This is a genomic window from Burkholderia sp. Ac-20353, assembly GCF_017104785.1.
Classification (GTDB): Bacteria; Pseudomonadota; Gammaproteobacteria; order Burkholderiales; family Burkholderiaceae; genus Burkholderia.
Genome location: NZ_JAAGPL010000218.1, coordinates 1 through 13,536, shown reverse-complemented (window position 1 = coordinate 13,536; position 13,536 = coordinate 1). Strand labels below are relative to the sequence as shown.

5 protein-coding genes are annotated in these 13,536 nt (G+C 66.0%); all 5 read left to right on the top strand.

The window, feature by feature from the left end; translation table 11 throughout:
- A partial coding sequence (locus G3N94_RS34860; protein ID WP_205798509.1) for a filamentous haemagglutinin family protein occupies positions 1-8,837 on the top strand: 8,837 nt, incomplete at its 5' end.
- A 146-nt stretch (positions 8,838-8,983) separates the two neighbouring features.
- Positions 8,984-9,781, top strand: coding sequence for a secretin and TonB N-terminal domain-containing protein (locus G3N94_RS34855; protein ID WP_241022245.1), 798 nt, complete (start codon positions 8,984-8,986; stop codon positions 9,779-9,781).
- Positions 9,782-9,787: 6 nt separating this feature from the next.
- Positions 9,788-10,336 (top strand): RNA polymerase sigma factor, encoded by a 549-nt coding sequence (locus tag G3N94_RS34850; RefSeq protein ID WP_205798507.1) that lies wholly within the window; start codon positions 9,788-9,790, stop codon positions 10,334-10,336.
- An 8-nt stretch (positions 10,337-10,344) separates the two neighbouring features.
- Positions 10,345-11,361: a FecR domain-containing protein gene (locus G3N94_RS34845; RefSeq protein ID WP_205798505.1), complete on the top strand. Its 1,017-nt coding sequence runs from the start codon at positions 10,345-10,347 to the stop codon at positions 11,359-11,361.
- A gap of 514 nt (positions 11,362-11,875) precedes the next feature.
- On the top strand, positions 11,876-13,536 hold a 1,661-nt coding region (locus tag G3N94_RS34840), incomplete at its 3' end, for a filamentous hemagglutinin N-terminal domain-containing protein (RefSeq protein ID WP_205798511.1).

Sequence of the window (13,536 nt, the reverse complement as noted above, 5' to 3'; positions counted from 1 at the left end):
TCGTCGCACAGGCCGGTTCGAAGATCGATGTGTCGGGCGCGTCGGCGAACTTCGACCAGTTGCAGGCGAACGGCATCTATGCGTCACAGCCGGTGTGGAGCGATGCCGGGTCGATCACGCTGTCGGCCGCGTACGGCCTCTTCGCGGACGCGACGCTGGCCGGCCACGCCGGCGCAGCACAGGCGCGCGGCGGCACGCTGACGATCCTGCCGCATCCGAACAACAGCGGGCCCGGTACGACCGTACTTGTCGTGCGGCAGGGCGGCACGCTGGTGCCCGCGGGGCTGGCGCCGGGCGAGGATTTCCCGACGCCGGACGATCCGACCACCGGGCTGCCGAGCGGGACGCCGACCGGCGTGATCCAGTTTGTTGCCGATACCCTGAACGGCTCGGGGATTTCGAACCTCGTGCTGGGCGACAGCGCGCCCTCTCCGATTCCGACGCCGTCGATCGCGTTTGCCGGCAACGTGAACCTGACGCTCCCCGAATCCGTGACGCTGAATACCGGCCGGATCGCGGCGATCGGGATGGATCAGCTTTCGACGCTGCTGTCGACGCCTGCCAAGCCGGCAGGCGGCAGCTCGGTGTTCTCGGACCTGCTCGCACAGCCGCCGGCCCAGTCGCTCGGCACGACGGTGGCGATCAGCGCGCCTTATGTCGCGCTGGCGGGCCCGATGGCGCCCTCGTCGACACCGGCATTCGTGCCGGTCGCGACGCGCTCCGATGCAACGCTGAACGTGAACGCGTCGTTTGTCGATCTGCGTAACCAGTTCCAGCTCAACAACTTCGGGCAAGCGAATTTCAACAGCAGCGGCGATATCCGTCTGAGTTCGACGAACCCGTCAGGCACTGCGCTGTCGCCGGGCGTGCTGTATACGCCGGGCAACGTGACATTCAACGCGGCGAGCCTGTATCCGGCAACGGGCAGCACGTTCATCGTCGATGCGGTCGGGCCGATCGATTCAGCGACCGGCAAGCTAGTGCCGACCACCGTCACGTTCGGCTCGACCGGCGCGGCAGGCACGCCGCTGTCGGCCGGCGGCACATTGCTGGTGGACGCGACGAATATCGTGCAGGGCGGCACGGTGCGCGCGCCGTCGGGCACGCTCGTGTTCGGTGTCGGCGATCCGACGAACGCAGCGACGCTGGCGCAGTTCAACAGCTTGCCGCTGGTCGCGACCGATTCGGTGCAGTTCGCGAATGGCAGCGTGACGTCGGTTTCGAACGGCAGATCGATCATTCCTTATGGCACGACGATCGACGGCGTCGAGTGGCAGTTCAACCCGCTAGCGGGCACGACGGCGTCCGACCTGACCGCACCGCCCGCAAAGTTCATCGGCGTGAATGGCGCGACCGTGGCGCTTAGCAAGGGCGCGACGATCGATCTGTCGGGCGGCGGCGACCTGCAGGCCGCCGAATGGGTGCCGGGAACGGGTGGCACGCGCGACGTGCTGTCGCAATACAACGTGAGCTATGCGAGCGGCAAGGGCGCGACGGCGGTGCCGGTCAATGCGGGCGCGGGGAACGTGTACGCGATCGTGCCGGGCGCGCAGTCACCGGTTGCCGCATACGATCCGCTGTTCGCGCAGACCATGCAGCCGGACGTCGCCAGCAACGGCACGGCGACGACCAGGACCGCGACGCTCGGCATCGGCCAAGCCGGGATGAACGACGCGATCGGCAAGGCCGTGTATCTGTCCGGCGTGCCGGGGCTCGCAGCCGGCTACTACACGCTGCTGCCAGGCAAGTACGCGACGCTGACGGGCGCGTACCGCGTGACGGTGTCGGCCACGAGCGGTAACGTCGCACCGGGCGCGAGCAAGGTGTTGCCGGACGGCACGGTGGTGACGGCAGGGTACTTTGCCGATGCGGTGACCGGTGGCCGCAGCGCGACACCGACGTTGTTCAACGTGCAGTCGGGGCCGGTGTGGCAGCAGTACTCGCAATACACGTTGAAGGATGCCAACAGCTTCTTCACGGCGCTGGCAGCGAAGAACGGCAACGTAACCCCGCCGCTGCCGAGGGATGGCGGGCAACTGGTGCTGGCCGCGACGAAGGCGCTCGCACTCGGCGCGGCGCTGAATACGGTGGCCGCTACAGGCGGTGCGCCGGCGGAGGTCGATATCGCGTCGCAGGACATCCAGATCACCGGCAATGGCGCGCCGGCGCTGGCCGGCTATCTGCAGATCAGCGGTGACGCACTCGATTCGCTGAACGCAGGCAGCTTGCTGATCGGCGGCACGCGCACGGCGACGACGAACGGCGTGACGATCACGCCGTTCGCCAACAGCGTGGTGGTATCGAACGACGGCAACACGTCGCTGAAGGGACCGGAAATCCTGCTGGTCACGAAGACCGACGCGAGCGGCACGGATCCGAACGCGGCGAACGGGTTGCGCGTGGATGTAGGCGCATCGATCGCAGCAACGGGCGATTACCCGGCGGCGAAGGACCAGCCGATCGCAATTGCGGGCGATGGTGCGCTGCTGCGCGTGTCGAACGGCGCGATGGCACCGCTCAAGCGCACGGGCGGCACGGGCACGGGCCTGCTGACGGTTGGCGCGGGCGCGACGCTCACGGGCGGGCAGGCGCTGACGCTGGATTCGTCTGGAAACCTGAAGGTCGATCCGACTGCGGTGCTGTCGGCGAAGGCGATCACGGCGGACGGCTCGGCGATCACGTTCACGAACGCAGGCGGCGCGGCCGCGGCCAACCTGCCGGGCTTCGTGATCGATCCGGCGGGCTTGGCTCAGTTCGCGCACGCACAGCAGGTGACGCTGCGCAGCTATGGCGCGATCGGTTTCATCGGCGACGTGAACGCGACGTTCGGCAACAGCGTGGACCTGAGCGCGGGCACGTTCACGAGCGACGGCGGCCATGTGACGCTGAACGGGCCGCAGATCGCGTTCACGAACGAGACGGGGGCACCTGTCGGAACGGCAACGTCGGGCAACGGCACGCTGACCGTGAACGCGAAGGAGATCGACTTCGGCGCGGGCACGAAGACGCTGAGTGGTTTCGCGAACGTGTCGATGACGGCGACCGGCGGCATCGTCGGCCAGAACACCGGCACGTTCGATTTCGGCGCGCTGCCGGTGACGCTCGCAGCGCCCGTGTATCTGGCCGACACGAGTTCGGCGTCGACCGTGAAGACGACCGGTGCGCTGACGCTGAATGGCGCCGCTGGCACCGCGTTGACGAAGACATCGGCAGGTGGTGCATTCAACTTCATTGGCGGCACGCTCGCCGACAACGGCGCGACGATCACGGCGCCAGCGGGCAACGTGAGCCTGGAGGCGACGAGCGGCAACCTGACGATCGGCAGCGGCTCGACCGTGAGTTCGGCCGGCGTATCGAAGCAGTTCTTCGATGTGACGCAATACGCGCCGGGCGGCGCGATCACGCTGACGGCCGACAAAGGCACGGTGGACGTGCAATCGGGCGCGACGCTGGACTTCGCGGGTGCGACCGGCGGCGGCGCGGCGGGCAGCCTGACGCTGTCGGCACCGCAGCAGGTCGTGAACCTGAACGGCACGATCAAGGGCGGTGCGGCGAACGGCTACGCGGGCGGCTCGCTGTCGCTCGAAACGGCTGGTGCGGTGGATCTCGATGGCCTCGCGAAGACGCTCGCATCGAGCGGCGTGAACCAGTCGATCACGGTCCACACGAAGACGGGCAACCTGACGCTGTCGGCAGGCAACGCGCTGACCGCACGCACGGTGTCGCTGACGGCGGACGGCGGCGCGGGCAACGCGTCGGATACCGCGAACGGCAACGTGAACGTGCTCGGCACGATCGACGCATCGGGCAACGCGGGAGGCGAGATCGACCTGTACGGCAGGAGCGGGGTGGATATCGAAGGCACGCTGCTTGCGCGCGGCTCGGATCCGACCCAGCGGGGTGGCAAGGTGAACGTCGGCACGAGCGCGGTGTTCGATCCGACGATCGTCGATCCGGCGACACACCAATCGATCGCGACCAACTCGACCTACGGCTACGAGAACATCGAGCAGGCCAACTCCGGCCGGATCGTGCTGGGCGCGAATGCGCTGATCGACGTATCGGGCGGCACCGCGGGCGGGCTGTCAGGCGGCACGGTGAATTTCCGCGCGCCGCTGCTGATGGACGGCTCGGTCAACGTCACATTGAATTCGCCGTCGGAGCCGAAGTACGGGATCAAGGGTGCGCGCGCGACGACGCTCGAAGCGTACGCGGTGTGGAGCACGACCGACGCGAGCACCGGCGCGAAGCACTTCGACGGCATCGTCGATCCGGCCGGCTGGTACGACGGCAACGGGCACCTGCTGGCCGGCACGTTTACCTCACAAGGCACCAATCCGCCGACCTTCACGTTCACGCCGAATACGAACGGCGATGGCGGTGGCACGCTGACGAACAACGCGACCGGCGCGCAGGCGACGCTGACCAGCAGTCCGACCGACCTCGCGTCGCTGCGCAGCGGTATCGCGGCGATCGGTTTCACGGGAATGGACAGCACGTATTTTGTGCCGACCAATCCGAACACCGATCACCAGACCTATTACGGCGGGCAGATTGTGAAGGCGAGCGACGGCACGCTGTCGATGGTGCCCGGCACGCTGATGGACTTCGTCCAGAACGGTCTCGGCGCCACTGGGCCGAAGCTGCAGGGGTCGACGGCGAACATCGCGAATTTCCGGGTGGCGCCCGGCATCGAATTCGACAATCCGAGCACGGCAATCAACGGCGGCAACATCTCGATCCTGTCGAACTGGAATCTCGGCGCGGGGCTGCCGAACAACAGCGGGACGATCGTGCCTTCGTACCGCTACAACGGGGCGGTCGCGCCGATGCTGACGTTCCGGGCGACAAACAATTTCGACGCGGAAGCGAGTATTACCGATGGATTTTTCCAGAACGCGGTGGCGACGATCCTGGGGGCGGCGGGCAATGCGACTGCTACGGGGACGTATGCGGCAGCGCTGGCGCTGTACAACAGCCTGGCGTCGCTGGACGATCCGGCATCGATTACCGTGCAATTGACTGATGGTTCGACTCAGTCTCTGTCCTCATTCGGTAGCAACTCGGGGAGTCCGCTATATGATCCTAATATCGCGCTGAGCGCGCCGCTCGTCAAGCAGACCGCTGATTATTATTCTGATTACATTGGGTATGCGAACGCTTGGGGTGATTATTATAATCTGTGGCAAAACGGGAATTTTCGGGGGAATTATTCGCTCCATGTGATGCCCTATTCTCCACTCCTGAATCCTGCTCCGTTGCTTTCTGCGTATACGTCATATCAGGATTATTCGAGTGCGTACTGGCGGTGGTTGACTGGATATGTTACAGCTACCGTCACTGGATTGATTAAGAATGGTGTGGTCGTGTTTAAACAATTTGGCACGCCAACTCCCCCTATTTTGTCGTCTAATCCTGTGGATTACGGTGCCTATATTTTATTGTACGGCAGTCAGTATTTTTCAAGGATTGAAAGCACGCAATCTAGCCCTAGTCCATTGGTTCATCCAAACAATGCATTCAGTTTTTTATATGCTCCGATAGCACCGTTATCTATCCCGGATACAGGGATTAGCAATATCGGAAACCTGCCGGGTAACGTGCCGGCGAATGTTGCAACCGCCAACAATCCGTTGCCGATCAGTTTTGCCGCCCTGCTGGGCGGACAAAGTACGTCGTATCGCATCGTCGGCGGCGCCGACCTCGCCAGTGCCAATCCGCTTGCCGTGCAACCTGTTGCGGCATTCAACGCCGGCAGCACGACTTCCGGCAACGTGACGCTGAACCAGCACATGGCCTACGTGGATTCGAACGGATTGACGTTGCTGCAACCGACGACGATCCGTACCGGTACGGGATCGATCGACATTGCGGCAGGCAATGATTTCAAGCTGGCCGATATGACCGCACCAGGCGTGGTGTATACGGCCGGGGCGCCTACTCAGGGTTCGCCGGCGTTGGGGCTTACCTCGAAAGTCATGCCCGGCGGGGTGGGTAATCAAGACATTCTGGTCACGCCAACCGTGAATCCGGAAGCGGCGGGCGATATTTCGATTCGTGCGCAGGGCGACATTGCCGGCATCCAGAACGTGACCGATGCGACGGGTGAAATGACGGGCGCCGCCGGGAACAACATCAGCCAGTACTGGTGGCAGTGGATGCAGATCACCCCCGGTAAAACCTCGGACGGTAACTATGTCTTCGCTCCGCTGACCAGAACCTCGATCGACTTCGGCGCTTTCGACCAGGGTGTGATGAGCGTCGGTGGCAACGTGTCGGTCAGCGCGGGCGGCAATATCTCGGACCTGGCCGTGTCCTTGCCGACCACGTGGTACCTGGATGGAAACAGCCAACCTGTCACGGTCGGCGGCGGCAACCTGACCGTGCGGGCCGGCGGCGATATCCTGAGCGGCGACTACTTCGTCGCGAAGGGAACAGGAACGATCGCGGCAGGCGGGCGCATCGGGGCGGATATCTCGGTGCCGGCGCGAATCGCGGGTCAAGGCCCGGTGGGCGTGTCGACGATCCTCGCGACCCAGGACGGCGTGTTCGACGTGACCGCGCGACAGGGCGTCGAGCTCGGCGCGGTGCTCGATCCGTCGTATGCGAGCGCGTTTCCGCAGGCAGGCGGTTCCCCGACGGGAAACATTACGCTGGCAAATTATTCGCAGTACGCCGACAGTCAGGGCTACTCGCCCGCTTCCGCGGTGAACGTTCTGTCCACGACCGGCGATATCCGGCTCGGTGCGATCGGCAGCTTGTTGACCGGCACGAACGGGGTGCTGCCCGCGAGCATGAATCTGACGGCATTCAGCGGCGGCATCGACGTCGAATCGGGCGGCACCCTCTATCCGTCCGTGGCCGGACAGTTGAACCTGGTTGCCGATCAGTCGGTGCATCTGTCCAACTCCGCATCGCTGTACGTCAACGATGCGGCGTTGTCGAACCAGTTCGGCATGTCCGATGCCGATCCTTCGATGATGCCGTCGCCGATCAACCCGCAGGCAACCGTTCCAGTGCTGACGGATATCACGCTCGCCGCGCATGCCGCCGAAGCGTTGCACGACGGCGATACGACGCCTGCACGGATCTACAGCCTGAACGGCAGCATCATCAACGGTGGGATTGATACGTCGGCTCGCGGCAATGGCTTTTACCAGAATCTCGTCACGCTGTCGATCGACAAGCCCGCGCTTGTGCAGGCCGGGCAGGACATCGTCAACCTGGCGTACTGGGGGCAGAATCTGCGCAGTTCCGACGTGACGCGCGTCGTGGCCGGGCGAGATATTTTCGACACGCCAATGTCTGCGAAAACCGGCGCTCTCCCGGTGCTGGCGATCGGCGGGCCGGGCTGGTTCGATGTGCAGGCGGGACGTAACATCGGCCCGCTGACGAGTCAGGTCGAGTTGTACAGCCGGAAAGTCGACACCGGCAACCTCAAGCGCATTTTCACCGGCATCGACGCAGTCGGCAACGCGAACAATCCGAACCTGCCGCACGAGAGCGCGAACGTCAACGTGCTGTTCGGCGTCGGGCCTGGCGTCGATCTGCCGGGATTCGTTTCGGCCTATATCGCACCGGGCAGCGCCGTTGCCGGCGTGCCGAGTGCGACGCCCGCATTGATCGCGTTCATGGAGCAGTACGACGCAGGGCTTGGTGTCGATACGGGACTGCAGGCGGACAAGGACAAGGCGTTGAAGAAGGTCGGCCAGTTGACGGCCGACGACGCATGGAAGCAATTCCAGGCATTGCCGTCCTACGTACAACAGTTCTTCGCGGAAAAGGTGCTGTTCGGCGTGCTCGCGCAAGTGGGCGAGGACTACAACAATTCGGCGAGCCCGTATTACCAGAAGTACGCACGCGGCTATGAAGCGCTCAACACGCTGTTCCCCGCGTCGCTCGGCTATACGGCGAACAATCTCGGTGGTGGCAGCAATGGTGCGAACAAGCAGGTGAGCACCGGCAACCTCGACATGCGCAGCACGACGATCCAGACGCAGCAAGGCGGCGACGTGACGATCCTCGGGCCGGGCGGGCAGGCGCTCGTCGGTAGCACGACGGCGCCTCCGCAGATCGTCGACAGTAACGGGCTGGTCGTAGCAGGACCCGGCACGATGGGGATCCTGACGCTCGAGAAGGGTAATGTCGACATCTTCACCGACCAGAGCCTGCTGCTCGCGCAAAGCCGCGTGTTCACCGAGCAGGGCGGCGACATGACGATCTGGAGTTCGAACGGTGACATCAACGCCGGCAAGGGCTCGAAGTCGTCGGCCGATACGCCGGCGCCGCAGTATGTTTGTGATGTGAACCATTACTGCACGGTCGATTCTCGGGGTGAAGTGACGGGCGCGGGCATCGCGACGCTGCAGAGTGTGCCGGGCGTGCCGCTGGGCACGGTGAACCTGATCGCGCCGCGCGGCACGGTGGACGCGGGCGACGCGGGGATTCGCGCGGGCAACCTGAACGTTGCCGCGCTGCGGGTGGCGAACGCGGACAACATCCAGGTGACGGGCAAGGCAACCGGCATCCCGATGGTGCAGGCGGTGAACACGGGTGCGCTGACCGCGGCGAGTTCGGCTGCGTCTGCAGCAAGCCAGATGGCGCAGGACATCGTGAAGAACAGCGCATCGGGTGCCGGGCAGCGTCGCTGGACGATCTCGGTGCAGGTCGAGGGCTTCGGGGATGCCAATGGTGATGGAAACCTGAAAAAGCGAGGGCCGCTGCCGGCGGCCTACAACCCCTCCGGGTCGGTTGCAGTATTGGGATTCGGGAACCTCGGGCGGGGCCGACGCGAATACCTGACCAGGGACGAACAGGCACGAGCTGACGGCATGTAGATCCTTGTTGCGAAGGGGACGGGAACGATCACGCATCCAGTCAGCATGGCTGACGCGGCGGTTGCTCCCGGTTCGCTGTTTTCCGCCAGCCAGCCCGCTGACTTCGGATTGTCACATCCGGTTTCTAGGATATGCCGTCCGGTTTGATGCGGATGGCGCGTTGGAGACCACGACACGCCGAACCTATTTTCCGGTTTCGAGCTATGACAGGCTACCGGGCGGCGGCCGGTGCGCTGGCGCTTGCCGTATGCGTCGGATGGTGGGGTTTCCTGACGACGCAGTGTGCCTGGGGACGGGACGCCGATGAAGCCGACGTAGCCAACGCGCCGCCGGGCGCGCGGCACTTCGATCTTCCGGCGCAGCCGCTGGCGGAGCTGTTGCGGGCGTTCTACTCGACCAGCCTCGTGGTGGTGGCACCGAAGCCGCTGATCGACGGCCGGGTCAGTGCGCCGGTTCACGGCACCTATCCGCCGGCGGACGCGTTGCGCGTGGCGCTGGCCGGCACCGGACTGCGGGCGAAAATCGTCGGCGCCGATCAGGCGGTCATCGAGCAGGACGATGCGGCGCCGGCACCGCCGGCCCGTCCGCAGCCAACGACAAACAACACCGACGGTGCGCTGGATGGCGGCGACTACCGTCCTTATATCGCGATGATCCAGGCGAACCTGACCACTGCACTGTGCGCGACACCGCTGACCCGGCCGGGCGATTACCGGCTGGCCGCGCAATTGCAGATCGACCGCAGCGGCAAGGTCACGATGGTCGACCTGCTCGCATCGACCGGCATGCCGGCGCGGGACGCCGCGATCGGCCGTTCGTTGCGTGCGCTGACGATCGACGCGCCGCCGCCCGCGGGATTCCCCGTGCCGGTGACGATCCTGCTGCGCCCGTCCGGCAACGGGATCCACGCCGACTGTCCGCCTGCCGATCAGGAGGCGCGGTAACGCATCATGACCGACAGCACCCGCAGCCACCTGAAGAAGTTGCTCGAATCCCGCTACGCGCACTGGCTTCGCCGCTTCGAGCGCCTGGTCGGCACGCGGGATCGCGCGGCCGACCTGTTGCACGAAACCTGGCTGAAGCTGGAGAATGCCAGCGTGCCCGGCACCGTATCGAATTCCGAAGCGTATCTGATGCGCATGGCAAACAACCTCGCGATCGACCAGCATCGCCGCGACCAGCATTACGTCGATCAGGCGGATATCGACGAGGTGCTGGAGATTCCCGACGATCGCGCGGATCCCGAGCGGATCGTCGGCGCGCGGCTGACCATCGACCTGCTGACCGAGGTGCTGCAGGAACTGCCGCCGCGGCGCAGGGCGATTCTGCTGGCAGCCCGCGTCGAAGGCCAGCTGAACAAGGAGATCGCCGAGCGGATGGGGATTTCGCTGCGGCTCGTCGAGCTCGAACTCCGTCAAGCGATCGGCCATTGCCTCGAGCGCATGAACGAGCGCGGCGAGCGCGGTGAAAGCCATACCAGCGGGCGGCGGAAATTTTGAACACCACGATGAAGACTCACTCGGACGACCCTCGCGATGACGTACAGGCCCAGGCGGCGATGTGGCTCGTGCATCTGCGCTCGGGGCAGGTCACGCCGGACCAGCTCAACACGTTCAAGGACTGGTGCGCCGCGAATCCGCAGACGGCGGCGACGGTCCGCGAGATGTGGGCCGGCCTGCGGCCGGCCGGCGTTCGCGTCGCCGAGCAGGAGGCAGCGACGGCAGCGGCCGCGCGGTCTGCCGCGGACCATTCCCGCCGGCACGCAGCGTTGCGGCCCGGCCGGCGCGCGTTCGTCGGCTTCGCGGTTGCGGCGGGCGCGTCGTGGCTCGCGTTGCGTCCGCCGTTCGAGTTGTGGCCCGCGCTCACGGATCTCGCCGCCGACTATCGGACGGGCACCGGCGAGCAACGCCAGATCGCCGTCGGCGAAGGGGTGACGGTCGCGATGAGCGCGCAGACGCGGATCGATGCGCTGCGCGTGTCGTCCGGATCCGCGCCGCACCGCGGGATCGACCTGCTGGCCGGCGAGGCGGAGATCGTCGCCGAGCCGTCGGCGCGCGCGCCGGCTTCCACAGGCGGGTTCGTCGTCGTCGCAGGCCGTGGCCGGATGCTCGCGACGCGGGCCCGGTTCGACGTCCGTCGCGGCGGCGACGGACAGGTCTGTGTCACCTGCGTGTCCGGCTCGGTCGCGTTCGAGCATCCGCACACCCGCCTGACGTTGTCGGCCGCGCAGCAGCTCGTTTATGACGACCGGGTCGTCCATCCCGTTTCCACTGTCGATCCCGCCGCGGTCGTTGCGTGGCGCCGCGGGATGCTCGTGTTCGACGGCGTGCCGCTCGCGCAGGTCATCGACGAAATCAACCGCTATCGCCCCGGGCGGGTGGTACTCAGGAACGCGTCGTTGGGCCGCACGAGCGTGGCCGCGCAGGCGCCGATTGCCCGCCTCGATGCGCTGATCGATACGCTGAGCCAGGCATACGGCGCGCGCATCACGCGGCTCCCCGGCGGCATCGTCGTTCTCACCTGACGCGCGCCCGTCTGTCCGCTGGCGGCACCAGCAGGCCACGCGCTTGCGGTATACCGCGCGTCACCCGTCATCTCCCATGAGGCCGTGAATTCCGGCGCCTCGCATCGCGCGCGTGCAACACGCGGATGAGAGGCTGCGGGTCAGGGCTGCGCGCGTCCGGACGGCCGCCGTTCTCGCAACGCCATTTCGCGATCTCTTGCGGTATCCGGATTCTCGCGCGTCATCGTAAATGAGTCGTCCAGTTCCGGCCTCGTGCTCCCGAGCCTGCCCGGTATCGGCGCGTGCGTTTGCGCACGCACGCCGGTATCCGCTGCTCGTCCCGTGCGAGGCGGAGGGCTGCCTGTCCTCGAACTGGCCATCCATTCGTTGTCGTTTGCCTAACCAAATCGGGTTCGTTATGCCATCGCGGGTGTCGGAAAGCAGCGGTCGTACCAGCCAGCAGTCGGGCGCAGCCAGGGTCGCTCAGGAAGCGTTTTTGCTGCGGCTTCGGCCGCTCCATCATGCTGTGGTGCTGATGCTCGCGGCGGGTGTCGCCGCGCACGCGCAGGCGGCCGGCATCATGAATCTCGGGCAGGCGACGGCGCGCGCGTCGGGTGGCGGCGCGGGAGGCGTTGGTGGCGTGCCGGGCATGCCGAACCTCGGCGTGTCGGCGCAGCAGGCACTGCAGGCGAGCCAGCCGTCGATCCGTAACCTCGGGCATGCGGCGCAGGCGGTTGCCGCGCAGATCGCCGCGCAGCAGAGTGCGGCCGCGGCTGCGGCCGGGCTGCCGTCGACCGTGCCGAATGGCTTGGTGCCGGGCGGACTGCAAGTGGCTGCGGGCATCACCTTCGTAACGAACGACAAGGGCGACCGGGTCAGCCAGAACACCGACGCGACCAATCCGCTGCTGTGGGTCAACGCGAACGAGCCGCAGCAGACGGTGGACAGCAGCGGCCACGTGAACGTCGACGTGAAGCAGACCGGACAGAACGCGGTGCTGACATGGGAGACGATGAACGTCGGCCGGCAGACGACGCTGAATTTCGACCAGTCGGCAGGCAAGCAGACGAACGGCGCGAACAACTGGGCAGTGCTGAACCGGATCAACGATCCGAGCGGACAGCCGAGCCAGATTCTCGGCAACGTCACCGCGCAGGGCGCGGTGTATGTGATCAACCGCAACGGCGTGCTGTTCGGCGCGGGGTCGCAGGTGAACGTGCACTCGCTGGTCGCGTCGTCGCTGAACCTGCTCGACATGAAGAACCAGCTGATGCCGACGCCCGACGGGATCGCCGCGAGCAACCAGCAGTTCCTGAGCCTGCCGGCCGGCACGACGGGCGGGCTCGCGTATCCGGAGTCGGGAAGTTCGACGGGCGTGGTGGGTTCGGCGGGCAAGCCGAACGAAGTGCTCGGGCTTGGCAACCAGGCGCTGCTGATCGGCGCGTATCAGGCGCCGGGCGACATCACGATCGAGCCGGGCGCCTCGATCACGACGCACACCAACGGCACGGCGAGCGACGGCGGCTTTGTGCTGGTGGCGGCACCGAACGTAACGAATGGCGGCAGCATCACGGCAACGGCCGGGCAGGTCGTGCTCGCGGCGGGCGTGGGTGTCAGTCTCCGGCCTAATTCGTTCGCAGCGAACAATCCGCAGGTCCTGCTGCCGGAGTTGAGCGGGCAGATCGTCACGCCGGACCTGCAAACCGGTGGAACGATCGACGTGACGCCGGCCGGCACATTGACCAATACGGGCATCGTGCAGGCCGCTCGCGGCAACGTGAACCTGCTGGGCAGCCGCGTTGCGCAGAACGGCGTGGTGGGCGTGACGACGAGCGTGAACACGCCGGGCACGATCTCGATCTCGACGGCCGACGAGTATGCGTCGAACAGTCCTGTCGGCACGCCGTATCCGGGTCAGGTCTTGAGCGGAGTCTACGACGTGGGCCGAGCCGGTTTGCTGAGCTTCGGGCCGGGATCGGTGACGGCGGTGCTGCCGGACAACAATGGCCAGACCGCGACGTCGACGCCGGGTACGACCTTCACGCCCGGCGGCGTCACGATGACGGCCGGCTCCGTCTGGTTCCAGGGTGGTTCGCTGATCGAGGCGCCGGGTTCGAAGGTGTCGGTGACGGCCTATACGCCGTCGGTCGTGTCGAACCAGGCGCCGGGCCAGACCGCGGTGCCGGGCCGGATCTA

Bases quoted from the DNA above. Each gene is read 5' to 3' on its own strand.
- G3N94_RS34855 (WP_241022245.1), top strand. From the start codon at position 8,984: ATGCGGATGGCGCGTTGGAGACCACGACACGCCGAACCTATTTTCCGG.
- G3N94_RS34845 (WP_205798505.1), top strand. From the start codon at position 10,345: ATGAAGACTCACTCGGACGACCCTCGCGATGACGTACAGGCCCAGGCG.
- G3N94_RS34850 (WP_205798507.1), top strand. From the start codon at position 9,788: ATGACCGACAGCACCCGCAGCCACCTGAAGAAGTTGCTCGAATCCCGC.